The 25159-nt window shown below is 71.8% G+C and carries 19 protein-coding genes; 7 read left to right on the plus strand and 12 right to left on the minus strand.

Annotated elements, in window-relative coordinates; genetic code table 11:
* Positions 1 to 99 precede the first annotated feature (99 nt).
* Together OC490_RS38995 and OC490_RS39000 are read left to right on the plus strand one after the other, a co-directional pair.
* Complete coding sequence (locus OC490_RS38995) at positions 100 to 1713, plus strand: glycoside hydrolase family 27 protein (RefSeq protein ID WP_262062776.1); 1614 nt, start codon at positions 100 to 102, stop codon at positions 1711 to 1713.
* A 33-nt stretch (positions 1714 to 1746) separates the two neighbouring features.
* The gene (locus OC490_RS39000; RefSeq protein ID WP_262062777.1) at positions 1747 to 3207 is read left to right on the plus strand and encodes a glycoside hydrolase family 76 protein; all 1461 of its coding nucleotides are present in this window, start codon (positions 1747 to 1749) and stop codon (positions 3205 to 3207) included.
* A gap of 7 nt (positions 3208 to 3214) precedes the next feature.
* Here the strand turns inward: OC490_RS39000 and OC490_RS39005 are convergent, their stop codons facing one another.
* Both OC490_RS39005 and OC490_RS39010 read right to left on the minus strand, forming a co-directional pair.
* Positions 3215 to 4132, minus strand: a complete 918-nt coding sequence (locus OC490_RS39005) for a pyridoxamine 5'-phosphate oxidase family protein (RefSeq protein WP_262062778.1) — start codon at positions 4130 to 4132, stop codon at positions 3215 to 3217.
* On the minus strand, positions 4129 to 4827 hold the full coding sequence (locus OC490_RS39010; protein WP_262062779.1) for a hemerythrin domain-containing protein: 699 nt from the start codon (positions 4825 to 4827) through the stop codon (positions 4129 to 4131). Before OC490_RS39010 ends, OC490_RS39005 begins: the two co-directional genes overlap by 4 nt.
* Positions 4828 to 5077: 250 nt before the next feature.
* Here OC490_RS39010 and OC490_RS39015 point away from each other — a divergent pair, with 250 nt between their 5' ends.
* The gene (locus OC490_RS39015; RefSeq protein ID WP_410099235.1) at positions 5078 to 8434 is read left to right on the plus strand and encodes a BTAD domain-containing putative transcriptional regulator; all 3357 of its coding nucleotides are present in this window, start codon (positions 5078 to 5080) and stop codon (positions 8432 to 8434) included.
* Positions 8435 to 8465: 31 nt separating this feature from the next.
* Here OC490_RS39015 and OC490_RS39020 read toward each other — a convergent pair whose 3' ends face one another.
* Positions 8466 to 9365: an amidohydrolase family protein gene (locus OC490_RS39020; RefSeq protein WP_262062781.1), complete on the minus strand. Its 900-nt coding sequence runs from the start codon at positions 9363 to 9365 to the stop codon at positions 8466 to 8468.
* Between the two features lie 279 nt (positions 9366 to 9644).
* Here OC490_RS39020 and OC490_RS39025 point away from each other — a divergent pair, with 279 nt between their 5' ends.
* Positions 9645 to 11126 (plus strand): MFS transporter, encoded by a 1482-nt coding sequence (locus OC490_RS39025; protein ID WP_262062782.1) that lies wholly within the window; start codon positions 9645 to 9647, stop codon positions 11124 to 11126.
* A gap of 3 nt (positions 11127 to 11129) precedes the next feature.
* Here OC490_RS39025 and OC490_RS39030 read toward each other — a convergent pair whose 3' ends face one another.
* The 5 genes from OC490_RS39030 to OC490_RS39050 form a co-directional block, all read right to left on the minus strand.
* The gene (locus tag OC490_RS39030) at positions 11130 to 12845 is read right to left on the minus strand and encodes an ATP-binding SpoIIE family protein phosphatase (RefSeq protein ID WP_262062783.1); all 1716 of its coding nucleotides are present in this window, start codon (positions 12843 to 12845) and stop codon (positions 11130 to 11132) included.
* Between the two features lie 159 nt (positions 12846 to 13004).
* Positions 13005 to 13685, minus strand: coding sequence for a class I SAM-dependent DNA methyltransferase (locus tag OC490_RS39035; protein WP_262062784.1), 681 nt, complete (start codon positions 13683 to 13685; stop codon positions 13005 to 13007).
* 196 nt (positions 13686 to 13881) lie between these two features.
* Complete coding sequence (locus tag OC490_RS39040) at positions 13882 to 16053, minus strand: hypothetical protein (RefSeq protein ID WP_262062785.1); 2172 nt, start codon at positions 16051 to 16053, stop codon at positions 13882 to 13884.
* 100 nt (positions 16054 to 16153) lie between these two features.
* Positions 16154 to 16831, minus strand: coding sequence for an HAD family hydrolase (locus OC490_RS39045; RefSeq protein ID WP_262062786.1), 678 nt, complete (start codon positions 16829 to 16831; stop codon positions 16154 to 16156).
* Positions 16832 to 16850: 19 nt separating this feature from the next.
* Positions 16851 to 17327, minus strand: coding sequence for an Lrp/AsnC family transcriptional regulator (locus tag OC490_RS39050; RefSeq protein WP_262062787.1), 477 nt, complete (start codon positions 17325 to 17327; stop codon positions 16851 to 16853).
* A 170-nt stretch (positions 17328 to 17497) separates the two neighbouring features.
* Here OC490_RS39050 and OC490_RS39055 point away from each other — a divergent pair, with 170 nt between their 5' ends.
* Both OC490_RS39055 and OC490_RS39060 read left to right on the plus strand, forming a co-directional pair.
* Positions 17498 to 19006, plus strand: a complete 1509-nt coding sequence (locus OC490_RS39055) for an FUSC family protein (RefSeq protein WP_262062788.1) — start codon at positions 17498 to 17500, stop codon at positions 19004 to 19006.
* A gap of 60 nt (positions 19007 to 19066) precedes the next feature.
* Entirely contained in the window at positions 19067 to 20104 is a 1038-nt protein-coding gene (locus tag OC490_RS39060) for a lactonase family protein (protein WP_262062789.1), read from the plus strand.
* Between the two features lie 117 nt (positions 20105 to 20221).
* Here the strand turns inward: OC490_RS39060 and OC490_RS39065 are convergent, their stop codons facing one another.
* The 4 genes from OC490_RS39065 to OC490_RS39080 all read right to left on the minus strand — a co-directional run bounded on the left by OC490_RS39065 (position 20222) and on the right by OC490_RS39080 (position 24318).
* Positions 20222 to 21145 (minus strand): sirohydrochlorin chelatase, encoded by a 924-nt coding sequence (locus OC490_RS39065; RefSeq protein ID WP_262062790.1) that lies wholly within the window; start codon positions 21143 to 21145, stop codon positions 20222 to 20224.
* 95 nt (positions 21146 to 21240) lie between these two features.
* Positions 21241 to 22203 (minus strand): N-acetylglucosamine kinase, encoded by a 963-nt coding sequence (locus tag OC490_RS39070; protein WP_262062856.1) that lies wholly within the window; start codon positions 22201 to 22203, stop codon positions 21241 to 21243.
* Between the two features lie 113 nt (positions 22204 to 22316).
* Positions 22317 to 22994 (minus strand): uracil-DNA glycosylase, encoded by a 678-nt coding sequence (locus tag OC490_RS39075; RefSeq protein WP_262062791.1) that lies wholly within the window; start codon positions 22992 to 22994, stop codon positions 22317 to 22319.
* A 172-nt stretch (positions 22995 to 23166) separates the two neighbouring features.
* A complete protein-coding gene (locus tag OC490_RS39080; RefSeq protein WP_262062792.1) occupies positions 23167 to 24318 on the minus strand; it encodes a WD40/YVTN/BNR-like repeat-containing protein in 1152 nt (383 codons plus the stop codon).
* 215 nt (positions 24319 to 24533) lie between these two features.
* Here OC490_RS39080 and OC490_RS39085 point away from each other — a divergent pair, with 215 nt between their 5' ends.
* Positions 24534 to 25118 carry a hypothetical protein gene (locus OC490_RS39085; protein WP_262062793.1) on the plus strand — a complete coding sequence of 195 codons (585 nt, stop codon included), beginning with the start codon at positions 24534 to 24536 and terminating at the stop codon, positions 25116 to 25118.
* The last annotated feature ends 41 nt before the right edge of the window (positions 25119 to 25159 follow it).

Below are 25159 nucleotides of genomic sequence, written 5' to 3' on the forward strand. Positions count from 1 at the left end.
ACCATTGACGGCCGAACCCGGCTGGTGGAACCCTCACGATGGTTACGTTTCCAACGGTGAGTTCGTCCGGCCCCACACGGCGAAGCAGGAGACCTCGACATGACCGTTCCCGCACCGTTCAAGAGACGCCTGAGCGCCGCCCTCGCCATGGCGCTGCTGCTGGCCCTCGTCCCGGCCCTGCTGGTGCTGCGCGCCGCACCACCCGCCCAGGCCCTCGACAACGGCCTCGCCAGGACGCCCCCGATGGGCTGGAACGACTGGAACGCCTTCGGCTGCAACGTGACGGAGCAACTCGTCGAGCAGACCGCCGACTATCTCGTCTCCTCCGGGCTGAAGGACGCCGGGTACCAGTACGTCAACATCGACGACTGCTGGATGACCTCGTCCCGCAACGCGGCGGGTCAACTCGTCCCCGATCCGGTCAAGTTCCCGAACGGCATCAGCGGCACCGCCGCCTACGTGCACAGCAAGGGCCTCAAGCTCGGCATCTACGAGAGCGCCGGCACCGCCACCTGCGCCGGCTACCCCGGCAGCCTCGGCCATGAGCAGACGGACGCCAACAGCTTCGCCGCCTGGGGCGTCGACTACCTCAAGTACGACAACTGCAACCACCAGAACGTGCCCGACCAGCAGCGCTACACCGCGATGCGCGACGCCCTCGCGGCCACCGGCCGTCCGATCGTCTACAGCCTCTGCAACTGGGGCCTCGCCGACGTGTGGACCTGGGGCGCGGGCGTCGGCAACAGTTGGCGCACCACCGACGACATCAACGTCAACTTCTCGACCGTGGTGTCCATTTACAAGGCCAACGTCAAACTCGCCGCGTACGCCAAGCCGGGCGCCTGGAACGACCCCGACATGCTCGAAGTCGGCAACGGCATGTCGTTCACCGAGGACCGCTCCCACTTCAGCCTCTGGTCGGAGATGGCCGCGCCCCTGATCGCCGGCACCGACCTGCGCAAGGCCACGGCGGCCACGCTCTCCCTCTACGGCAACAAGGACGTCATCGCCGTCGACCAGGACTCCCTGGGCAAGCAGGGCACCGAGATCTCCAACTCCGGTGGCCTGCACGTCCTTTCCAAGCCCCTCGCCAACGGCGACGTGTCGGTGGTCCTCTTCAACGAGAACTCCTCGGCGGCCACCATCACCACCTCCGCGACGGCGGCCGGCCTCCCGTCGGCGTCGTCGTACAAGCTCAACAACCTCTGGTCGCACGTGATCAGCAGCACCACCGGCACCATCTCGGCGAGCGTCCCCGGCCACGGCTCGGTCATGTACCGGGTCTCCGCAGGGAGCGGCACCAGCGTCGGCACCACGCATCCCCTGATCGGCGCCTCCTCCAACCGCTGCCTCGACGCCTACAACGGCGAGACCGCCCCCGGCACCAAGATCGAGATCTGGGACTGCGGCGGCGGCACCAACCAGGCCGTGACCATCACCGCCGCCGGTGAACTCCGGCTCTACGGCAGCACGCAGTGCCTGGACGCCTACAACAACCAGACGAGCAACGGCACCAAGGTGCAGCTCTACACCTGCAACGGCGGCGCCAACCAGAAGTGGAGCCTCAACCCCAACGGCACCATCACCGGCACCCAGTCGGGCCTCTGCCTCGACGTCACCGGTGGCGACCAGCCCGCAGGCAACGTCAACGGCATCGCGCTCGAGCTCTGGTCCTGCAACGGCGGCGCCAACCAGCAGTGGCGCCTGGGCTGACCGCTCCCTTTCCCCCACCTCGATGGAGCCGGCATGAACTCAACAGCAAGACGCATCAGGCGAGTCGGGACCGGCCTCATCGCCGCCCTGGCCCTGTTCGTGCCGGTCTCCACCGGCGTCGCGACCGCCGCCGCCGAGGCGACGATCTGCAACAAGTACTGCGACGCCCGCGACCCCGCCCTGTCCCCGGTGGACCGCCAACCGGTGTCGGCCACCATCTACTCCCGCACCCTCACCCTGCACTTCGACGACACCGACGCGATGGGCTGGGCCTCCGTCACCAACGGCAGCCCCGGTGACGAGGTCTGGCTCGACCGCTCCTTCGACGGCGGGCGCACCTGGAGCTCGGGCAGCAAGCTCGGCGACACCACCATCCCTGCGGGGCAAGGCGGTTGGCGCACCCTGATGTACAACGTCGACGACTGGAACGCCCTCGGTGTCGGCGCCCTGCGCGCCTGCGGCAAGGCCGGTGACCGGGCCGAGATCGCCTGCACGCAGTGGGCCCGGACGACGTGGAACGCGGGCAGCCGCCCAACTGCCGCCGCCACCGCGCTGATGCAGTCCTACAACCTGGGCACCGGCCTCTTCGACACCACCGGCTGGTGGAACTCCGCCAACGCACTGACCGCCCTCATCGACAACATCCGCGTCACCGGCATGGGCAGCTACAAGTACGCCATCGCCAACACCTACGACCGCAACCTCTCGGCCCAGGGCGGCAACTTCACCAACGACTACATCGACGACACCGGCTGGTGGGGACTGGCGTGGGTCGACGCGTACGACCTCACCGGTGACTCCCGCTACCTCAACACCGCCCGCGCCGACGCCGATTACATGGCCCGCTACTGGGACTCGACCTGCGGTGGCGGGGTCTGGTGGAGCACCGCCAGGACCTACAAGAACGCGATCGCCAACTCCCTCTACCTGGAGCTGAACGCGGCCCTGCACAACCGCATCGCGGGCGACACGACGTACCTCGGGCGCGCCAACGCCGAGTGGTCGTGGTTCAAGGGCACCGGCATGATCAACGGCTCCCATCTGGTCAACGACGGCATCAACCTGGCGACCTGCGGCAACAACGGCGACACCACATGGTCGTACAACCAAGGTGTCCTGCTCGGCGGTCTCTCGGAGCTGTACCGGGCTACCGGTGACTCCACCCTCCTCACCACCGGCCGCCAGATCGGCGACGCCTCGACCACGTCGACGGCCCTCAACTCCGTCGGCATCCTGCGGGAACCGTGCGAGGCGAGCGGCTGCGGTGGTGACGGGCCGTCGTTCAAGGGGGCCTACATCCGGGGGCTGAGTGCCTTCAACTCCCGCCTGTCCGACCGCCCTTACACCTCGTACATCGCGCGCCAGGCCACCGCCGCGTACGCGAACGACCGCAACGCCCTTGACGCGTACGGGCTGCACTGGGCCGGGCCGCTGGACTCCACCGACGCGGCCCGGCAACAGAGCGCGCTCGACCTGATGAACGCGGCGAACTGACGGTCCGTCACATCCGTTTCGCGGATGCCACCAAGGCCTTGAACTCGTCCCACCGCACCCGGGGGCGAGCCAGGCCGCGCCGTTCCAGATAGCGGGCGGTGGCGCGGCGGGTGTCGCGCAGGACGCGGATCGCGTCGGTCGGGCGGCCCGTGCCCATGGGTTCCACCACCTTGGCGGGGACCAGCAGCCAGCCGTCGTCAACGGCCTTCAGGGTGCCCCGGACAAGGGCGTTGTGCATGTGGTTCAGCCGCTCGTCGTGCCGGTGCACCAGGAGCGAGGCGGGACCCGCGGTCGCCGCGCAGTCGGCCGGCACCTCCACCGCGAAGCCGTCCTCGGTCGGCACGGGCCGGGTCCGGGCGAGCACCGGTGCCCCGGACGCGTCGCGTGCGGCGAGCACCGCCGAGGAGAAACCGGCCAGTTGGGCCGCGCCCGGCAGCGAATGCCCTGCCTTCGCGCCCTGTTGGTCCGACGCGGGGAGCGGCGGTCGTACGACGATCTGGTCCGGGGTGACGGTGATCAGCAGCCGGAGGTAGTACCAGGTCATCAACGACCGCAGGGGAGCGGCGACATACGACCTGCTGTGCGGCTGCCGTTCGAAGAGCATCCGCCAGTAGTCCTCGGCTCCCCGAGGGCCCGTCATGATCTCGTCGGGGCACTCGGCACGGCCGCCGACGAAGATCTGCGGGGCGTGGTCGAGGCCGCTGCCGGTGGGGTCGGAGAACAGGAGGGCCACGCGGCCGTCCCGGCGGATGTTCAGCGCCTTCTGCGCGAAGGCCAGGGACGTGCTCAGCAGGAGCGTGCCGTCCTTCCGCCGCCGCACGGCGGTCGGCCAGGCCAGCGGTGTTCCGTCGCGGCCGAGGGTGACGAACTCGCAGGTGCGGTAGGCGTCCAGGACGTCGAGCGGCGCGGAGTCGAGAAGGGTCATCGGCTCTGCTCCCCGTCCAGCGGGCCGCGTATCGCCCGGCAGGCGGCGGCGTACTGGCGGCGGCCCACGGCCTTCCACAGCAGTCGGCCGACCAGCGGGGTCCTGTCGAGGAAGTACGCCCGCTCCTCGGGCGTGGCGTCCTCCAGGATCGCGCCGAGCGCGAGCAGCAGCCTGTTCCTGGGGATCCGTTCCAGCCCACGGCGTCCGACCAGGTCCCATTCCTCGGCCGACAGCTGCTCCGCGACCAGGGGCAGCACCAACTGCTCCTCGTCGTCGAGGTGTTCGAGCAGCACTGCGGAGTGCTGTTCCAACGCGAGCGCCAACTCCTCGCCGGCGATGGGGTCCGCGGCCCGCTGCCAGGCGGCCGTCCACTCCGTCACGACCGTCAGGCTCACGTCGATGTGCTGGTGCTGTTGCTCCATGCGCGACACCAACTGGGCGTCTGCGGCGCGGCTTTGAAGGTGCGGCCAGATGAGGTCGTCCTCGACGGAGTGGTGGCTGTGCAGTCCCGTCACGTACTCGCGCAGGTGTTCCGCGACCTTCCTCGCGCGGGCCGTGTCGCCGTCGGGGACGGCCCGTACCAGGCGGGGCAGATACGCCGACTCGCGGCGGAAGACCCGGTGGATCACGATCATCTCGTGGGTGTACGGACGCTCGGCCGTGGGAAGTTCGTCCGTGGTGCTGGTGGGTGACACGCTTGCTTGCTCCAACGATCGGATATCGGCAACAGCCTCCCAGGGTCGTACGGCCCTCTTGGCGTCCACTTGGCGCGATGGCTTCGTTGATCTCCGCAGGCCCGTGGGAACGGCGTTTATCGTCTGTTGACTGGTCTGCACCACGGCTCGGGTAGATTCCCGCGCCGTGCTGCGTATTCGAGTCCTGGGTTCGTTGGGCGCCGATGACGAGGGGCGACCGGTCGGACTCGGTGCTCCGCGCCAACGGGCCGTGCTGGCGCTGCTGATCGCGGCCCGCGGCACCGTCGTACCCGTCGACCGGATCGCGGACGCGCTGTGGCGCGGCGCACCGCCGGACCGTGCCACGGTCTCCCTGCACACCTACGTGTCCCACCTGCGCCGCTCCCTCGAACCGGGCCGGCCGCCGCGCACCCCGGCGACCGTGCTGGTCACCTCGCCGCCCGGCTACGCCTTGCGGCTGCCCGAGGACGCGGTGGACGCGTGGCGCTTCGAGACCCGGGTGGCCCGCGCCCGGAACGCCCCGGCCGAGGAGGCCCGCGCCCTGCTCGCCGAGGCGCTCGCCTGGTGGCAGGGCCCGGCCTTCGCGGAACACGCGGACGAGGCATGGGCCGAGCCGGAGGTGACCCGCCTGACCGCGCTTCGCGCCGAGGCCCGCGAACTCGCCGTCGCCGCCGACCTGCGCACCGGACGCCCGGCCGAGGCGGTTCCGGCCGCCGAACTCCTCGTACGGGAAAGCCCGTTGCGGGAGGAGGGATGGCGGCTGCTCGCCCTCGCCCAGTGGGCCTGCGGACGACAGGCCGACGCCCTCGCCGCGCTGCGGGGCGCGACCCGGGTGCTGCGCGAGGAACTCGGCTGCGATCCCGGCCCGGCACTGACCGAACTGGAACAGGCGGTACTGAACGGACGGCTCGACGTGCTGCGCGCCCAGGTGCCCCACCACGGCGAACTGCCCGCCCCGTCAAGCGTGTTGGCCGACAGGCGTGGCGAGCACCCGCCCGGGTCCGACGCGTTCAGCGGCGAACCGGGCGCGGACACCGACCTCGTCCTGAGCCACGGCGGTGAACCACGCACCGGAGCCCCCCTCTTCGTGGGCCGTGACAGTGAACTGCACGCGGTCGACACCGCCGCGCGGGCCGCCCGGCGGCGGGGCGGTGTCGTGCTGGTCACCGGTGAGGCCGGGGCGGGCAAGTCCGCGCTGCTCGGGCGGGTCGAAGGGCGGCTGCGGTCGGCCGGATGGACGGTGGTGGTCGGGCGGTGCCCTCAGCACGAGGGCGCGCCGCCCGCCTGGGCCTGGGCGGAGGCGCTCGGTGCGCTGGCCCGCGAACTGCCGCCCACGCGCCCCGCCGAACTGGCCGTACTGCTGCGCGAGCAGGACAGCGGGGCCGTCACGACCCGGGACGAGGCGACCGCCGGCCGCTTCCGGATGCATCGCGACTTCGCCGCCTGGCTCCGCGCGGCGGCCGGTGAGTTCCCGCTCGCCGTCGTCCTGGAGGACCTGCACCGGGCAGACGGCGAGACCCTCGCCCTGCTCGAAGCCGCGTCCACCGTCACGGGCGTACCCCTGCTCACCGTCGCCAGCTACCGGCCCGCCGAGGCGGGGGAGCACCTGGGCAAGACCCTCGCCCACCTCGCCCCTGCCGCACCCCGGCGCATCGCACTGAGCGGTCTGGCCCCGCACGACGTGGCCACCGTGGTCGACGCCGTGTGCGGTGAACCGGTGGACCCGTGGACGGTCACGGCCCTCGCCGAACGGACCGGCGGCAACCCGTTCTACGTCCTGGAGAGCGCACGGCTGCTGGCCGGCGAGGGTGCCCTCGTCGCCGTCTCCGAGGTCCCGCAGGGCGTACGCGACGTCCTGCGCAGACGGCTCGCCCTGCTGCCCGCCACCGCCCGCTCGGCCCTGCGGCTCGCGGCGGTCGTGGGCCTGGAGGCCGATGCGACCGTCCTGGTCGACGCGGCCGACGCCGACGAGGACGCCGTACTGGAGGGCCTCGACGCAGCCCTCGCCGCGGACCTGCTGACCGAGTCAGGACCCGGACGCGTCCGGTTCGTGCACGCGCTGGTCCGCGACACCGTGTACACCGACCTGTCCGGCGTACGACGGGCCCGGCTGCACGCCCGTATCGCGCAGGCGCTGCGCCGCCACCGGCCGCACGAACTCGCCGCCCTGGCCCACCACTTCGCGCACTCCGGCAGCACCGCGCACGCGCCCCTCGCCGTCGACTACGCGCTCCGCGCCGCCGAGGCGGCCGAACGGCGCTACGCCCACGACGTCGCCGTGGACCTGATCCAGCAGGCGATCGAGACCCATACCGTGGCCACGGGACCGGCCGCCGAACCGGCTCAACTGGACGACACCGTAGGCCTGTTGGTGCGGCTGCTCGGCGCGCAGATCAGGGCCGGTTCCACCGACGCGGCCCGCCGCACCCGGCAGCGCGCCGTCGAACTCGCCGAACAGGCCGACCGGGGCGACCTGGTGGCCGCGGTCTACGGCGCCTGGACCGAACCCTCGCCCTGGCGCAGCAGACTGGAAAGCTTCTGCGACCGGACCACGCTGGAACGCCTGGAACGCCTCGCCTCCGATCCCGGCCTCGACGACCCCACCCGCGCACGGGTGTTGCAGGTCTACGTCGAAGCGGTGGCGGCCGAGAACCCGCCGCACGCCCTGGAGGCGGCCCGCACCCAACTGGCGCTGGCCCGCGCCAACGGCGAACCACGCCTGCTCGCCGCCGCGTTGATGATCTCGGCCAGGCTCCTTCCCCTGGAGACGCAGGCCGCCGCGCGGACCCCGCTGGTCGCCGAACTCCGCGGGCTCGCCCACGCGCACGACCTGCCCGCCTACCGCTGGGTCTGCGAACACCTCGACGGCATGACCGCCGGCACGCTCAACGACCCCGCCGCGGTACGCCGGCACACCGCGCTGGGACTCGAACTCGCCCACCGCTACCGCATGGTGTGGGCGCAGGGCCTGGGTGTCGCGACCTCGGCCATGCTGGCGACGGTCGCCGGCCGCTTCGACGCGGCGGAGGCCGGGTACGCCGAGGCCGACGTACTCCTGCGACGCGTCGGCTCGCACCACGCCCGCGGACTGCGCACGCTGGGACTGGTCACCATCCGGCTCGCCCAGGACCGGGCGGCCGAGATCGAACCGGTGATGCGGAAGGTGTACGAGTCCGTCGGTGCCCCCGTCGGAGTGGCGCTCGCCCTCATCCTGGCCCGCCTCGGCAGACTGGACGAGTCACTCGCGGTGCGCTGCCCGCCGGAACCGGTGACGGACCATCTGCACGGCCTGGAACTCGACTTCCGCGCCCAACTCGCGGTACTCCACGGTGACTTGGACATGGCGTCGGCACTGGTCCCGCAGCTGCTGCCGGTCCGTGACCAGCTCGCCGGCGCGGCCGGAGCCGCCTATGCGACCCGCCCCCTCGCCCACGCCCTCGCCGACCTCTACCGGCTCCTGGGCGAGGACGGTCCGGCGGCCGACAACTACACCCTGGCCGAGCACATCGCCCTCGCCTGGGGCTCGCCCCACCTGGCCGACCGGGCCCGCGAGGCGATGGCGGCCCTGGCGGCAGCGCGGGCAGGACGCCGGACGTTCGCGACGTAGGACGAGCGAGGAGCCGTAGCGCTGCCCCTTCTCATCCCTGCCCGGTCAGCAGCCTGCGCGGATTGGCGATGCGGAAGGCGTACGCCGCCGCTCCGCCCAGCCCGTGACCCGGATGCCGCGGCGGCTCGGCGTACGGCCGGTCCGAGCCCTGGACCACGGCGTTCACACCGAGGGCGCGGACGGTCGCCTCGACGGCGGTCGGGCCGTAGGACGACGTCTCGACGAACACCCCGAGGTCGGCCCGCCCGGGTCCGCCGCCCCGGGCGGCCAGCCGTTCCCCGTGCAGCGGGGCGAGTCCGGCCAGCAGGGCGAAGCACACCCGCAGGCCCGGATGGCGCGGCCGGCCGAAGGCGTGGAAGGCGTACCAGGCGGCGTGCATCTGCTGGACGTACGGCACCATCGCGGGCCACCAGCCGGGGTCCGCCGAGGAGCCCACCGCGGGCCCCGGGTGGACGAGGAGAGGGAGGCCGCGCTCTTCGAGCAGGTCGAGGAGCGGGGCGCAGCGGTCGTAACCGGCCGCGTCCGCAAGGGAGTTGGCGGGGAGCTGGAGACCGGCGAAGCCGCGGTCGAGGTCCTTCGCGGTCGCCGTCGCGTCGATGTCCCGCACACAGGCAGCGGCCCAGGCGCCGAACGGCTCGGGCAGCGCCGCCGCGCCGTCGTGGTAGGCGTCGAGCAGCGGCCGTGCCTCTTCCGCGGGCAGCCACTCCACGCCGATCGGGGCGGACAGCGAAACGAGCACCCGGTCGAGACCGTCGGCGGCGGCGAGTTCCGCGCGCCGGGCGATGTCATGGTCGGTCGGCGATATTTCGAAGGGCGGTTCACCGTCCAGGAACAGGGTCCAGCCGTCCAGATACGGCGGTTCGCGGCGGGCCCGCAGCGCCGTCACCAGCGAGGGGGTCCACAGATGCTGGTGTACGTCGACGTTGGTCATGTCGCTTCTCCCGCCAAGGCGTTGAGTGTGCCGTCGACGACTACCACGGTCACCCATGGTCTCTCCCCATGTCCTGTCATGAGTGAACCTAGCGGCTCGGCCGCTGATGATCGAGTGGTGGGGAGCGGGGGCCGGGCGTACCGTCGAACGGTGAGCATCCGGTGGGCGTGACCGTCCACTGACCTCTCGCGAGTGCGAAGCACCATGAGCAGCGGCCCTCGGCAAGTCTCCCCAGCGCAGACCGCCACCACCCGGGACACGGGCGGTGGCGGAAACACCATGGCGCTGCTGGTGATCGCCTCCTGTCAGCTGATGGTGGTCCTCGACATCACCATCGTGAACATCGCGCTCCCGCACATCCAGAGCGCGCTGGGGTTCTCCACCACCAGCCTGGCCTGGGTCGTCAACGCCTACACCCTCACCTTCGGCGGTCTGCTGCTGCTCGGCGGCAGGGCCGGTGACATCCTCGGCCGGCGGCGGGTGTTCGTGTTCGGCGTGCTGCTCTTCGTGCTCGCGTCCCTGCTCGGCGGGTTGTCCCAGAACTCCGGCGAACTCCTCGCCGCCCGTGCCCTCCAGGGCGTCGGCGGTGCCATCGCCTCGCCGACCTCCCTCGCCCTCATCAGTACGACGTTCCGCGAAGGACCGGAGCGCAACCGGGCGTTCGGGGTCTTCGCCGGTGTCTCGGCGGGCGGCGGCGCGATCGGGCTGCTGATGGGCGGGATCCTCGTCGAGTGGCTGAACTGGCGGTGGGTGCTCTTCGTCAACGTGCCCATCGGACTGCTCATCGTCCTCGCCACCCCGCGCTGGATCCGCGAGTCGGAACGCCACCCGGGCCACTTCGACATCACCGGCGCGCTGACCTCCACCGTGGGCATGGTGCTGCTGGTGTACGGCTTCATCCGGGCCGCGCAGGAGGGCTGGGGGGACTGGCTCACCCTGGCCTCGTTCGGCGCGGCCGTCGTCGTCCTGGCCGGGTTCGTCCTGGTCGAGCGGCGCTCCCGGCAGCCGATCACCCCGCTGCACATGTTCCGCGACCGCAACCGGGCGGGCACGTACGCGATCATGCTGTGCCTCTCCGCGGCGATCTTCGGCATGTTCTTCTTCCTCACCCTCTTCGTGCAGGACGTGCTGGGCTTCAGCCCGCTCATGGCCGGCTTCGCCTTCCTGCCGGTCAGTGCCGTGATCGCGGTCGGCGCGGGCCTGGCCTCGCGGTTCCTGCCGACCTACGGGCCGAAGCCGTTCATGGTGGTGGGCGCGATCCTCGCCGCCGGGGGCCTGTCGTGGCTGACGCTGACGGACGTCCACTCCACCTACGCGGGCAGTGTGCTCGGCCCGATGCTGGTGTTCAGCCTGGGCATGGGCATGGAGTTCGTCTCGCTGACCCTGATGGCGCTCTCCGACGTCCCCGTCCAGGAGACCGGCGCTGCCTCCGGACTCCTCAACGCCATGCAGCAGGTGGGTGGTTCGCTCGGGCTGTCCATCCTGGTCACGATGTTCGGCACGGCCAGCAGGAACGAGGCGAAGGACCAGATCCCCGCGTTCCTGTCCCGGGCGACCCCGGCCGAGCGCATCCGTTTCCGGCGCACCGGCCAACTCCCGGGTATCTGGGGCGATCACGTCCTCACCGCCGGGGTCTCGGCCGCGTTCGTCATGGCGGCGATCTTCACCGTCGTCGCCGCGCTGATCGCCGTCGTCGTCATCCAGGTCCGGCCCTCCGACCTGGAACGCCTCAAGGGTGGCACGGGAGTCGGCCCGGTCTGAGCGTCAACTCCCGTGATACGGCGGCTCCTTCGGGATCCGCTGCTCGAACCACACCACCTTGCCGGTGCTCAGCCGTGTCGCCCCCCAGCGCTGCGCGAGCCGGTCCACGAGGAACAGTCCGCGACCGCCCTCGTCACCCGGCCCCGCCTCCCGCATCCGGGGCACCTGGGGCGAGTCGTCGGTCACCTCGCAGCGCAGCACGTCGGTGCGCAGCAGCCGTAGGGAGATCGGCCGCGAGGCGTACCGCACGGCGTTCGTGACGACCTCGCTGACCATGAGTTCCGTGGTGTCGAGCAGGGTGTCCAGGCCCCAGCGGCGCAGCACCCGGCGGGTCAGCCTGCGGGCCTGGCCGGCGGTGAGCGGGTGCGGGTCGAGGTGCCAGTAGCCGACGCTGTCCGGCGGGAAGCCCTCGAAGCGGGCGGTGAGCAGCGCGATGTCGTCGTCGCGGGGACCCGGCGCCAGCGCGGCGAGGATGCGGTCGCACAGCCGCTCCAGCGAGGACAGCCGGTGCCCGTGCCGGGTGGACTGGAGGTGGGTGCGCAGGGCCTCGACGCCCGTCCCCACGTCCATGTCCCGGGACTCGACCAGGCCGTCGGTGTAGAGCACCAGGGTGGTGCCGGTGGGCGCGGGCATCTCCACCGACTCGAAGACGACCCCGCCGACACCGATCGGCGCGCCCGGCGGGACCCGCAGGACCTCCGCGTGGCCGTTGGGGCGCAGCAGCACCGCGGGCGGATGGCCGGCGTTGGCCATGAGGAGGCGGTGCGAGATCGGGTCGTAGATCGCGTACAGACAGGTCGCGATGTGGTCGCTGCCGAGCCGCTGGGCCTGTTCGTCGAGGTGGTGCAGCACCTCGTGCGGGGGCAGGTCGAGACCGGCGAGGGTCTGCACGATGGTGCGCAGCTGGCCCATGATCGCCGCCGAGGTCATGGAGTGGCCCATGACGTCGCCGACGATCAGCGCGACCCGGTTGCCGGGCAGCGGTATCGCGTCGTACCAGTCGCCGCCGACCTGCGCGGTCTTCGACGCGGGCAGATAGCGGCTGGCCAGCTGGACACCGGTCGGCTCGGGCAGCGAGGACGGGAGCATCGTGTGCTGCAGCGTGTCCGCGACGGAGGCCTCGTGTCCGTACATCACCGCCTTCTGGACGCCGATCGCCGTGTGCGTGGCCAGTTGGGAGGCGACGAGCAGATCGTCGCCGGTGAACACGGAACGGTCGGGTCGGCGCAGCAGCACGACGGTGCCCATGACGTGGTGGCGGCCGTGCAGCGGGGCGATGATCAGCCTCCGGCCCTGGGGCAGCGTCCCCGGGGCGCTCGCCGTGGGCCCCAGCAGTTCGGCCACCGCGGGCCCGATGTCGTCCGCGTCGCCGAAGGCTGGCTGCCCGGCCAGCAGCAGCTTCGAGAGCCGGCCGTCGAGCGTCGGCTGCACCCGGTCGGTCACGTCCGCGTACTCCGCGTGCGGCATCAGCAGCGCCGTCCTCGCCTCCGGTGCCCGGTCGATGCTGTGCAGCTGCAGGACGACGGGCGCGGACGACTTCTCGTCCCCGACGGGCAGCGGATCGTGCAGGTGGATGACGATGGCGTCCGCGAAGGCGGGCACCGCCGCCCACCGCAGCTCCCGCAGTGTCTCGTCCAGGTCCATCCCGCGGGCGATCCGCCGGGTCGCCACGTCCAGGTACTGCAGCCGGTCGGTCTGCGGCACGGCCGCGAGAGGCACCCGGTCCCATCCCGGATCCGGCGGCGGGACCGGGGCCGGGCCGCTCGCCGAACCGCCTCGCCGGGCGGTTCCGGCGGGGCCTTCGCGGGGGCTGTGTGGCTCCGTCACGCTTCGTCCCGTCCACTGGTGCGGCACTGCCGCCGGGTCGGTGCTACGGCCTCAGTCGCGCCGTCGGCAGCAGAGGAAGACCTGTTCCTCGGGCGGGACGTCGGCCACCGCCGGGGCGTAGGTGTAGGAGGTCTCCTTCACGATCTCGAAGTCCGCGTCGTCCAGGATCTTGTGCAGGTCGTCGAGGAGGTAGCCGGAGACCCTGATCGTGTTGCCGAGGAAGGGGATCGCGAAGTCGTCCACATGGGCCTCCACCATCGACAGGGCAAACAGACCGCCCGGGGTCAGCAGGTGGTGGATCGTGCGCAGGGCGAGGGGGATCTCCGCGCGCGGCAGCATCAGCAGGGAGAAGAACGCGGCGACGCCGTCGAAACGGCCCAGGTCGGTCGGGCCGCCCGGGCGCAGGTCGGCCAGGTCCAGCTGGTGGAACGTGCCGGCCGGGACGTACTTCTGCGCCAGCTCCACCATCCGCCGGGACAGGTCCACGCCCACGAGCTCGAAGCCCGCCTCCGCCAGCTGCCGGGCGGTGGGCACACCGGTGCCGCAGCCGAGGTCCAGCACCCGGGAGCCCGGGCCGAGGGACTCGACCAGCCAGTCACCGGCGGCGATCTGGCCCTCCTTGTGCGGGAAGGCCTCGTCGTAGCGGTCCCCGATGGCGTCGAAGGCCTCGGCCTGACCCGAGCGGTCGAGCCGCAGGCTGCCGTATTCGGCCCCGTCGTTCGCTCTGCTCACTGAAGTGGCCTTTCATCCGCGCATAGAGGATTGTCCCACAAGTGGGGAAAGTGCGTTTCAAGTGGGGGAACGCCGTGAGGGGTGCCCTGGGGCACCCCTCACGCAACGTCGGGGGCGAGGAAAGCGAGCGGACTAAATTCATTAGGAAGATGAGAAGGAAGTCCGTTCATGGCCTCGCCACGGCCGACGATAGCAGTCAGGCGGGAATCAGGTCGCGCAGATTTTCCAGGGTCACGATCCGCGAGCCCTCCGGCAGCTCGTCCGGGCGGCGCAGGCCGATGTAGGTCACCGGACCGTCCGGCACCGTCTCGCCGTCCCAGAACGTCACCTCGGTCGCCTCCCTGCTCATCAGGCCGACGAGATGCCACACCGTGAGCTGCTCACGCTCCACGATGCCGCGCAGCAGGTTCGCCACCGTCACCCGGTTCTCCTCCACCCGGTTCGCGGACGGGCTGCCCTTGAGGTACAGGTGCAGCCACTTCGCCCGCCAGCGGCCGTCCTCCCCGCGCAGGAACACCAGCGGCAGCGCGACCCGCCCCGCACCGCGCAGCTCCGACTTCATGCGCACGGTACGCGGCTCGAACGGCCGCCCCCGCTGCTCGCCCTCGCGCAGCATGAACCCGAAGAACGACTCCTCGACCTCCTCGAAGCCCTCGCCCGCGAAGATGTTGACCTGCGGCACGACGAACGCCCCGCGCACGGCACCCAGCCGCAGATTGATGAACTCCGAGGCCCCGTCCGGCGCTTCGGTGATGTCACCGGAGTGCTCACCCTCGACGTCGGTGAGCGAGGTGTACGACAACCAGGTGTTCGTCGAGTAGTCCGCGTTGAGCATCAGCGCCGACAGATCGAAGTCGGTGCGCTGCTCGGACTCCTTCCAGTACACGAAGAAACGCAGCAACTCGCCCTCCACCGCCGACACGGACCCACGCGGCAGCACCCCGAGCCCGGCCGCCGTCGCCTTCCCGCTCAGCGGCAGCGCCACGTCGAGCACGTCCGGATCGATCAACAGCCGCTCCGGAGAAGGCAGTCGGCGCCGCGTCTCGTCGTCCAGCACAGCGATCAGCCGCGCCCGCTCCGCCGGCCCCACGACCGTCCGCTCGTCGTCGGTCACCCAGGCACGGCCGCGCCGGTTCACGAACACCCGCAACTCCCCGGTCTCCCGGGCCCTGTTGTGCAGATGCTCGCGCACCGACAGCACCACCCGGCCCGACACCTCGGGCGCGACCTCCTCGGCGGCGGCCACCACGGCGTCCCGCTCCTCCTGCGTGAGCGCGGTGCGCAGCAGCCGGTCCAGCGCGCGGAACAGCTTGCCGGGCGCGGACTTCAGCAGCTTCACCGCGCCCAACACATCGTTCTCCGCGAGGAGTTCCTCGACCCGGCCGTCGAACGACCGCGCCTTCAGCTCACCCCGTGCGACCGCGAACACGTCGGCGGCGTGCGGCCACCGCGGGTACTCGTGCGGGTGCAGCCGCTCACCGAGCCGCTTCCACTCCTCGCGGTGCGCGGCCACGTCGGCGAGCTTGGCGGGCGACGCGGCGACCACCGAGTCCAGCCCCGCGAGCAGCGCCCGCCGCGCCGGACGCGACAGCGACCGGAAGCGGGTCGGCTCCGCCAGCGTCACATCGCCGTCCGACAGCGCGCAGGCCAGCCGCAGCACATCGGTGACGGTGTCCAGCAGCAGGCCCGAACCCACCTTGAGGCGGGCCTGGTTGACGACCGCGCGGTTCTCCCGGACCGGGATCGCCTCGGGCTGCGGCCCGTCGGCGCACCGCTCGGCCAGCGCCCGCAGATCGTGCAGGTGCTCCTCGCCCAGCGGAGTGGTGCTGTCCGCCAACGCCAGGTACAGGGCGGTGAGTTCGCCGGCCAGGTCGCCGCCCGGGTGCAGCACCGTGATCCGGTCGCCGGCCGCCGCGATCAACTCGTCCTGGGCGGCCAGCATTTCGGCGTACGTGTGCTGGTACGTGCCGTAGGTCGGCAGGTCGAGCAGGTTCACCACGCCGGTCCGCAACTGCTTGAGCGTCGCGGCCGAGGTGTCCTCGTCGCGGAGCGCGTCGGCGACGCACGCCATCCAGAAGTCCACGGTGTCGGGCACGTCGGCAGGGAAATTGATGAAGTAGACGTTGTGCCGGACGTGGTCGCCGACCATCGCACGGACGGTCCGCAGGGTGCGGCCGGCGATACGGACGACCGTCTCCTCGGACAGCCCCGACAGTCGTGCCAGCAGCTCCGGGGAGAGCTTGAAGCCCACGGACAGCAGCACTGCGTCGAACTGCCGCGCGACGGTGGCGCCTTCACCCACGGGACCCGTGGGCGTGGGGACGCGGAGCGTGTGCCGGATGACCAGCGGTTCGAGTCGGTCGATCATTGCAGCATGCTCCCAGAACCGAACAAGCGGGCGCATTCGGGTTTCCCGCGGACCTTTTCGTGCGGCCCGTTCCTGGGCTGTTCTCTCGCTGCCCCGTAGGTCAGGTCAGCCAGTCGTACGCCCCCTGCGCGCTGAACTCCGCCTGGCCGCCCCGCAGCAGCAGCCCCGCCGTGGCGAACTCGGGGGCGCCGGCCTGCGCGGTCACGTACGGGATCGCGATGCAGCGCATGCCGGCCGCGTGCGCCGCCGCCGCGCCCGGAGCCGCGTCCTCCAGGACCACACAGTCGGCCGGAGTGGCCCCGAGCCTGCGGGCCGCCTCCAGGAAGACGTCCGGCGCGGGCTTGCCCCGCGCCACCTCGTCCGCCGACACCGCCGTCCGCAGTACCGCGTCGAGCCCGGTCCCCGTCAGGATCGCCTCGATCGCCTCCGGCGACGAACCCGAGGCCACCGCCATCGGCACTCCCTCGGCAGCCAGCAGCTCCATGAACTTCCGCATCTCCGGATACACGCGCGTGGCGGCCCGGGCCAGCGCCAGATAACGGCTGTTCGTCTCCGCGAGCAGCTCCTCCACCGGCGCCTTCAGGCCGTAGCGCTCCTTGAGGAGGGCGAGGGTCTCCTGGGTACTGATGCCGACGAAGCGCTCGTGCTGCGTCCAGGTGAAGTCCGGGACGCCGTGCTCGGCGAGGGTCTGCCGGGTGGCTTCGTAGTAGTTCGGCTCGCTGTCCACGAGTGTTCCGTCGAGATCGAAGATGACCGAAAGGCCGCCGAGGTTGCTCATGACCTCAGGATGCCAAGGGTCACTTGCCGGCCGCGCGGCCGACCGCCTCCACCAGTGGCAGCAACCGGTGCGGGACGCGCTCGCGCAACACCATCTCGGTACGGGTACGGACCACCCCCGGCAGGCTGATCAGCCGCTGGATCACATCCTCCAGATGACCGTTGTCCCGCGCCACGACCCGGGTGAGCAGATCCCCGCCACCCGTGATCGAGAACGCCTCGACGATCTCCGGTACGGCGGCCAGCGCGTCCCCCACCTCGTCGAGATGCCCCTGCGTCACCTCGATGTGCACGAACGCGAGCACCGGGTGACCGAGAGCGGCGGGGGACAGGAAGGGACCCGTACCCGTGATCACGCCGTCCCGCTCCAGCCGGTCGAGCCGGGCCTGCAGTGTGCCCCGGGCGACGCCGAGGAGACGGGCGTACTCGCGCACGCTGGTACGCGGCTGCTCCAGGAGCAGCCGCAGGATGCGGGTGTCGAGTTCGTCCACGCTCATGACACGTGACTGTACCAATGGCCCAAATGCATTGTGCTGTGCCAATGGACCAGCGATCCGGAGGTCACTTGAGCCACCCTCCCCGGTGATGTTGTGATGGGCGCGTCGATGGCGCTGCGGACCTCCGCGGCGCCTTTTTCGTGTGGGTGTGTGCAAGGGGCGGGGAAGCAGTGCTGAAGCGGGTGTTCGTGGCTCCGGACCCGGGGCGGACGCGGCTGCGGTTCGCCGCGCGAGCCGTCCTCGGCATCGGTCTCGCGGTGGTCGTCTGCGGGCTGATGGGGCAGTCCCTCGCGGGCGCCGTGACCGGCGGTCTCGCCGCGCTGCTCGCCCTGTTCACGGTCACGGACGCCACAGTGCGCGGCCAGGCCGTGACCACAGTCCTCCTGCCCTGCGTTGGCCTCCCGGTGCTCGCCGCCGCGGCCGAACTGCACGACCACCCCGTCGCCCGCGACCTCACCTTCCTCGCCGTCGTCGGCGCCGGCGTCTACGCCCGCCGCTGGGGACCGCGCGGCCACAGCCTCGGCGTGTTCGCGTTCATGACCTTCTTCGTGGCCCAGTTCCTGCACGCGACCACGGACCAACTGCCCGCGCTCTACGCCGCCGTGGCGCTCTCCGTGCTCACCGCGGCGGCGGTCCGCTTCGGCCTGTGGTGCTACGAACGCCGACTGCCCCCGCCCGCCGTACCCGCCCCGCCGGCCGGCCGCGGTCTGGCCCGGGTGACCACCCGGCAGGCCGTCCAGGCGACCGCGGGCGCCGGATTCGCCCTCGTGGTGGGCCAGTTGGTGTCCGGGCAGCGCTGGTACTGGGCCGTCGGCGCCACCTGGTGGATCTTCGTCAACACCGCCTCGCGCGGCGAGACGGTGGTCCGAGGCTTCCGCCGCGTCCTCGGCACGGTCCTCGGCATCGCCCTGGGCCTGCTCGTCGCCGTACCGGTGCACGGCGCCCCCGTCCCCACCGCGATCCTGGTAGCCGTCTGTGTCTTCGGGATCTTCTACTCGGCCGCCGTCTCCTACACCTGGATGATGCTCTCGGTGACCTTGATGGCCGAGCTGCTCTACGGCCTCCTCGGCGTCCTGAACCCCGGCCTGCTGGCCCTGCGGTTCGCGGAGACCGGGGTCGGCGCGCTCGGTGCCGTACTGGCCGTGCTCCTCGTACTGCCGGTGACCACCCACACCACCACGGACGCCTGGATCCAACGCGCCCTGCGCTGCGTCCACACCTGCACCGCCGAGGCCGCCACCCGCCTCGCCGGATCCGGCCGGGTCGACCCCGCCGCACGCGTCACCGAACTCGAACAACTCCTCGGCCGGGTACGGCTCTCCGTCGCACCCCTCGTGCACCCGCTGAACCCGATGCTCGGCCGTAAACGCCGTGCCCGCCGGGTGCTGGTCCTGCTCGACGACTGCGCCCGCGAGATCCGCGGCCTGGCCACGGTGGTCGCCGACCCGCAGGTATCCCACGACACCCGCCTCGCCGCCGCGTGCCGCCGCGTCGAGACCGCGGTCGAGGCGCTCACCGACGGCGATCCGTCGCCGCTCACGGCGACCGCGGCCCGGCCGCCGGCGGAACCCGCGCTGGCCCATCTGCACGGGCTGGAGCGGGCCCTCGCGGAACTCGCCGAGCCTTTGCGCGCGCGGTCGGGCATGTCCCGCTGGAACAGACTCGGCGCTTTGGTCTAGACCGCTCATGATCGACTGCTACCGTCACCCCGGACAGCACTGAACCGAGAGGGGACAGCGGTGACAGACGGCGGCAGGCGGCAACGGCGGGCTTTCATCGGGTCGTTCACGGCGGCGGGCGGCCCTGGTGTCGTCGCGGCGACCGTGGACGCGCACAGCGGCGCGCTGACCGTTCTGAGCAGCGTCGACGGCGTCCCCGACCCCTCGTATCTGGCCCTGGCGCCCGAGGGGGACACCCTCTATGCGGTCAGCGAGACGGCCGAGGGCGCGGTGGCCGCGTACCGCGTCAACGGCGACAAACCCGAACCGCTCGGCCCGCCCGTGCGTCTCGGCGGCGCGGGACCGACCCACCTGAGCCTGTACGCGGGGCACGTCCTGACCGCCGACTACGGCTCCGGCAGCGTCACCGCCGTCCCGGTCCGCCCGGACGGCACCCTGGCGGACCGCCCCTCCGGACAGCTCCAGCACAGCGGCTCGGGCCCGCACGAACGACGCCAACAGGGTCCGCACGCCCACCAGATCCAGCCCGACCCCAGCGGCCGTTGGGCCGTCGGTATCGACCTCGGCACCGACTCCGTGCTGGTGTGCACGCTGGACGACGGACGCCCCGTACTGCACCGCGAGATCGCCCTCAGGCCCGGCTCGGGCCCCCGCCACCTCGCCTTCCACCCCGACGGCGACCGTGCCTACGTCCTCAACGAACTCACCACGACCGTTACCGTCTGCCGCTGGGACGCCGAGAGCGGCGCACTGAAGCCGCTGGCCCAGACCCCGGTACTGCCGGGCGCACCGGCGGGCGACGCCGCCTACCCCTCCGGCATCGTCACCTCGCCGGACGGCCGCTTCGTCTGGACGGCGACCCGCGGCGAGGACGTGCTGTCCGTGCTCGCCGTCGAGGGGGAGGGGCTGCGCCTGGTCGGGACGGTGCCCTGCGGGGGCCACTGGCCGCGCGCCCTCGCCGAGGCCGGGGGGTACCTGTATGTGGCGAACGAGCGGTCCGGAGACGTGACCTGGTTCGCCGTCGACCCCGCCACCGGCGTCCCGCGCCCCGGCGGCTCGATCGACGTGACCGCCGCGTCCTGCGTGGTGTTCGACTGACCCCGCCGCTGTGCTCATGGCATGCCGAAGGGCCCGCTCCCGCTTGAGGAGGGGCCCTTTCGGCGCTACGGCGTTACACGTGCCAGGCCAGGACAAGCCAGTGCGGACCGGATCGGGTCAGCGAACCGGCGCGCCCTGCGGCTGCGGCGGCGCGATACCCAGCGCCGTCGTGTACTTGGAGAGCGCGAGCTTGCCGATCGCCGGGTACGGGCCGAGCGCCTCGGCGGCCGAACAGCCGGCCTCGGCAGCCGCCGCCTGGAGCAGACCCGGGTCGATCTCCGGGCCGATCAGGTAGGGCGCCAGCGCGAGCTGCTGGGAGCCGGACCCGCGCAGCTGCTCCGCGATGGCCGCGATCGAACCTTCCTGGTCCAGCGCCGCCGCCATCACCGGCACAGCGAGCCGCGCGGCGAGCAGCATGCCGGTGATACCGGCCGCCTGCACGGCCTCCTCGCCGCCCACGGACGCGAGGATGATGCCGTCCGCGGCGGTCGCCACGGTGAACAGCCGGGCACGGTCGGCACGGGCCAGCCCCGCCTCGGAGAGCCGTACGTGCAGCGCTTCGGCGAGCAGCGGGTGCGGGCCGAGCGAATCGGTCAGATCGGCCGCGACCCGGCTGTCCATGACGGCCTGGCGGACCTGGCGCAGCAGCGCGCTGTCCGGACCGGCGAGCAGCGGTACGACGACGGCCACGGGACCGTCCGGCTCCTTGACGTCGGCACCGGCGGCCCTGGCCTGCTCGAAGCGGGCGGTGCGCTCCTCGGCGGCATGCGCGAGCACGGCCGTCAGCGTGGGGAACTCGGCGTCGTCCCCGTCGAGGTAACCGATGCGCCCGTCGAGACCGGGCAGCTCGGAGCGCGCGATGCTCACGACCTCCTCGGCGAGGCTGCGCGTGGCGGCGCTGGGCGTGCCCGGCACGGCGAGCACCAGCGCGGGCGCGCCCTCGGGAGCCGCCAGCGGCTCGGGTCGGCGGTGCCGCCCGGGCTGGCGAGGTCGCGGCATTCGTACTGGCAGGCCGGACGCGGGCCCAGTGGGGGAGCTCATGGCGAGGCATGTTACTGGCTTCTTGGGCTCCCCTGTTCGGGGAGGGTGCAGGTGAGCGGTATCCGTCCTGTTTTGTCTGATGAGTTACGCACGGATCAGAAGTGATCACCTCGCCCCGCCCCGCTCACCACGTGCACCATCACGCCGTCGACCGGCAGGGTGAGCGCACCCGCCGCGAGGTCACGCGCGATTCGCACGGCACCGTCCAGCGGATCGCCCGCCGCCGCGACCGGCCGCGCGTGCGGCAGCCGTTTCGCCAACTCCTCGTGCACGGGTACCAGGAGCGGGTCGCCCATCCGGAACAGGCCACCGGTGAGGGCGACCTGAGGCTCGCCGGCCGTCGGGCAGACCGCGGCGGCCGACTCGGCCATGTGCCGGGCCGCGGCACGCAGAATGCCGGCCGCCACCGGATCGTCCGGGGCGCACTGGGCGACGCGGGGCGCGAAGGAGGCGAGTACGGCGGGACGGTCCGGCCGTGGATAGAGCTTGCCGGGCAGTTCCGGCATCGGCCCGAACTGCTTCTCGGCGCAGGCCAGCAACGGCCCGGAACCGCCGTCCCGCCCGTCGTGCGCCCGCAGCGCCGCCTCCAGCCCGGCCCGCCCGATCCACGCCCCGCCACCGCAGTCGCCCAGCAGATGTCCCCAACCGTCGGCCCGCCGCCAGCCGGTGAGATCGGTGCCGACCGCGATGAGTCCCGTACCGGCCGCGACCACGGCACCGGGCCGCGCCCCGAGGGCACCGACATAGGCGGTGACGGCATCGGCGACGAGCGCGACCGTCCGCACCCCGAACTCCCGCGCCAGCGCCCCCGGCAACTCGTCCCGCAACTCCTCCCCGAGGGAGGCGAGCCCGGTGGCCCCGATCACGGCCGTACCCCACTCGACGCCCCCGGCCTCATCGGCCAACGTCCGCACCATGGGCACCAGTTGCTCCATGAAATGCCCGGCGTCGATCCCCCGCGCACCGGTCCGCACCGGCTCCCCGGACGCGACCGGCGCGGACACCGGACGCCCGAGTTCCCCTACGACGGCCCGCAGCCCGGAGCCTCCGGAGTCCACGGCGAGGAACCCGGCGCCGGCATCCCGTGCGGGAGGGACAGCGGAGGGAAGCGGCCCGCCCGAAGCACCCGGTGATTCCGCCGCCCCGTCCGAACCGTCGTCCTCCGGACCGGTCACGGCAGGCGCCAGTCCACGGGTTGTCCTCCCTGCCGGACCAGCAGGTCGTTGGCGCGGCTGAAGGGGCGGGAGCCGAAGAAGCCGCGGTCGGCCGACATCGGGGACGGGTGGGAGGACTCCACCGCGGGCAGGTCGCCGAGGAGGGGGCGCAGATTGCGGGCGTCGCGGCCCCACAGGATCGACACCAGCGGCTTGCCGCGCCCGGCCAGCGCCCGTATCGCCTGCTCGGTGACCTCCTCCCAGCCCTTGCCGCGATGCGCGGCCGGACTGCGCGGGGCCGTGGTCAGCGCCCTGTTGAGCAGCAGCACCCCCTGCTGACTCCACGGCGTCAGATCACCGTTGGACGGCTGGGGCAGTCCCAGGTCCGTGTTCAGCTCCTGGTAGATGTTGAGCAGGCTCGGCGGCAGCGGACGTACCTCGGGGGCCACCGAGAAGGACAGCCCCACGGCGTGTCCCGGGGTCGGGTACGGATCCTGTCCGACGATCAGGACGCGGACGTCGTCGAAGGGCTGCTGAAAGGCCCGCAGGACATTCGGCCCGGCCGGTAGATAGGTGCGCCCGGCGGCGATCTCCGCGCGCAGGAAGTCCCCCATTTCGGCGACGCGTCCGGCCACGGGTTCCAGGGCTTTCGCCCAGCCCGGTTCGACAATCTCATGCAACGGTCGTGGTGCCACGGGCGTCACCCTACTGCCGCACACGGCTCGACGATCAACCGGTGGCCCGAGCCAGACCGAGAACGACCGGACTGTGGGCCCGCGTGAACGAAGCCTCCCCATAAGGCAGTTGCCCACAAGGCGGTTCCGGTCCCCGAGTTCGCCGGCGTCGCGCGCAGGGGAGTTCCCGTCCTCATGCGACCACCGCGGCGCGCACGCACAGCACATCGGGGAGATGGGACGCCAACTGCCGCCAGCTGTCCCCGTCGTCGTCCGACGCGTACACCTCGCCGTTGCGATTGCCGAAGTACACGCCCGCCGGGTCCGCGCCGTCCGTGCACATCGCGTCGCGCAACACCGTGCCGTAGTGGTCCTCGGTCGGCAGCCCTGCCGACAGCGGCTCCCAGCTTCCGCCCGCGTCGGCCGTACGGAAGACCCGGCAGCGGTGTCCGGCGGGCACGCGGTCCGCGTCCGCGTTGATCGGGAACACATAGGCGGTGTCGCCGCGATGCGGATGGGCCACGGCCGTGAAGCCGAACGTGGACGGCAGCCCCTCGCCGATGTCCGTCCAGTGCGCGCCCGCGTCGTCGCTGCGGTACACCCCCCAGTGGTTCTGCAGATACAGCCGGTCCGGGGTCGCCGCGTCCTGCGCGATCTTGTGCACGCACTGCCCGAACTCGGGGTTCGGTTCCGGCAGGAACACCGCGGAGACACCGGAGTTGGACGGTTCCCAGCTCGCGCCCCCGTCCCGGGTGCGGAACACCCCGGCCGTGGAGACGGCGACCGTCACGGCCTTCGGGTCGCGCGCGTCGGTGAGGACGGTGTGCAGCCCCTCTCCACCGCCGCCCGGCACCCAGCGCGAGCGGGTGGGATGCTCCCAGAGGGGACGGACGAGGTCGAAGCTCTCGCCGCGGTCCTCGGAGCGGTACAACGCGGCCGGTTCCGTACCCGCGTACACCACCTCGGGTTCCGCCGCGGCCGGGTGCAGCTGCCACACCCGCTCCAGTGAAGCCCCCGTGTCCTTCGGGAACTTGACGGCCGGCCGCTCCGGCTCGACCCACGTACGCCCCAGGTCGTCGGAGTGGAACACGGACGGACCCCAGTGAGCGCTGTCACCACCGGCCAGCAGTCTCGGCATGTGGCCCCGTGTGTCGACAGCGACCGAATACAGCGCCTGCGCGTTGAAGTACGGACTCTCGTCGAACTCCCAGACTCCACCCCGCCTGCGCCCGATGAACAGGCCTTTTCGCGTGCCCACCGCGAGCAGCACCTCGGTCATGACGATCGCCTCCACCATGTTTTTGGCCACTTCGCCCCCCTCACCCGCCAGTCTGCACCCGACCACTGACAGTCACCCCTGGAACCGACGTCACCGCAGGTCAGGACCCTGTTCAGGACCCGTCGGGCAGATCCCGGAAACACCTCTCGCGAAAAGCCCGCGCACACCTCGTCAACCATGGGACCGTCGAGTCGGGGTATTCGTCGTGAGCATCGAGGAGACGTCTCCCGTATGGGAGGGCGGTTCGGCGTGTCAGTGCGTTCATGAGGAGGATGCCTTCGATGGCGTTCCGAGGTCCGAAGGTGTGGCTGTGGCGGTGGCGGCGCAATCCGCTCAAGCGCCGCGCCGATGCGGTGGAGTCGTGGATCGTGCTCGGTGCTTGGCTGATCACCGTCCTGGCAGGCGTGCTGGCCGGTCTGACGGCGACCCGGTCCGTCGAACACGAACTGGCCCAGGAGCGCGTCGAGTGGAAACCGGTGGTGGCACTGGTGACCCAGGACGCGCCCGGCCCCTCCCCGGCCAACTCCGGCAGAACGAACAGCGAGCTCGTCTGGGCGAAGGTCCGCTGGACGGCCGTGGACGGCTCTTCGCACACCGGCCAGATCCGCGTGCCCTCCGGCAGCGGCATCGGCACTCCGGTGACCATCTGGACCGACCCGCAGGGCCATCTGGTCACCAAGCCCGCCTCCGTGTCCCAGGCCCAGCTGCGGGCCGCGCTGATCGGCACCCTGCTGGGCATGGGCGCGGCAGCCGTCCCCTTCATCAGCGCGCGCGCCCTCCGGATCCGGCTGCAACGCCGGCGCATGGACCAGTGGGACGAGGAGTGGGCACGCTTCGGTCCACTGTGGAGTCGTAAGACGGGCTGACCGCCCGGCATGACATGAGCGCCCCTGGCACGCAGGCCGGT

This window comes from Streptomyces sp. STR69 (assembly GCF_024519455.1).
Lineage (GTDB): Bacteria > Actinomycetota > Actinomycetes > Streptomycetales > Streptomycetaceae > Streptomyces.

Excerpts from the sequence above, each read along its gene's own strand:
- OC490_RS38995 (WP_262062776.1), top strand. The coding sequence starts at position 100 with ATGACCGTTCCCGCACCGTTCAAGAGACGCCTGAGCGCCGCCCTCGCC.
- OC490_RS39000 (WP_262062777.1), top strand. The coding sequence starts at position 1,747 with ATGAACTCAACAGCAAGACGCATCAGGCGAGTCGGGACCGGCCTCATC.
- OC490_RS39005 (WP_262062778.1), bottom strand. The coding sequence starts at position 4,132 with ATGACCCTTCTCGACTCCGCGCCGCTCGACGTCCTGGACGCCTACCGC.
- OC490_RS39020 (WP_262062781.1), bottom strand. The coding sequence starts at position 9,365 with ATGACCAACGTCGACGTACACCAGCATCTGTGGACCCCCTCGCTGGTG.
- OC490_RS39025 (WP_262062782.1), top strand. The coding sequence starts at position 9,645 with ATGGCGCTGCTGGTGATCGCCTCCTGTCAGCTGATGGTGGTCCTCGAC.
- OC490_RS39040 (WP_262062785.1), bottom strand. The coding sequence starts at position 16,053 with ATGATCGACCGACTCGAACCGCTGGTCATCCGGCACACGCTCCGCGTC.
- OC490_RS39045 (WP_262062786.1), bottom strand. The coding sequence starts at position 16,831 with ATGAGCAACCTCGGCGGCCTTTCGGTCATCTTCGATCTCGACGGAACA.
- OC490_RS39050 (WP_262062787.1), bottom strand. The coding sequence starts at position 17,327 with ATGAGCGTGGACGAACTCGACACCCGCATCCTGCGGCTGCTCCTGGAG.
- OC490_RS39065 (WP_262062790.1), bottom strand. The coding sequence starts at position 21,145 with ATGAGCTCCCCCACTGGGCCCGCGTCCGGCCTGCCAGTACGAATGCCG.
- OC490_RS39085 (WP_262062793.1), top strand. The coding sequence starts at position 24,534 with ATGGCGTTCCGAGGTCCGAAGGTGTGGCTGTGGCGGTGGCGGCGCAAT.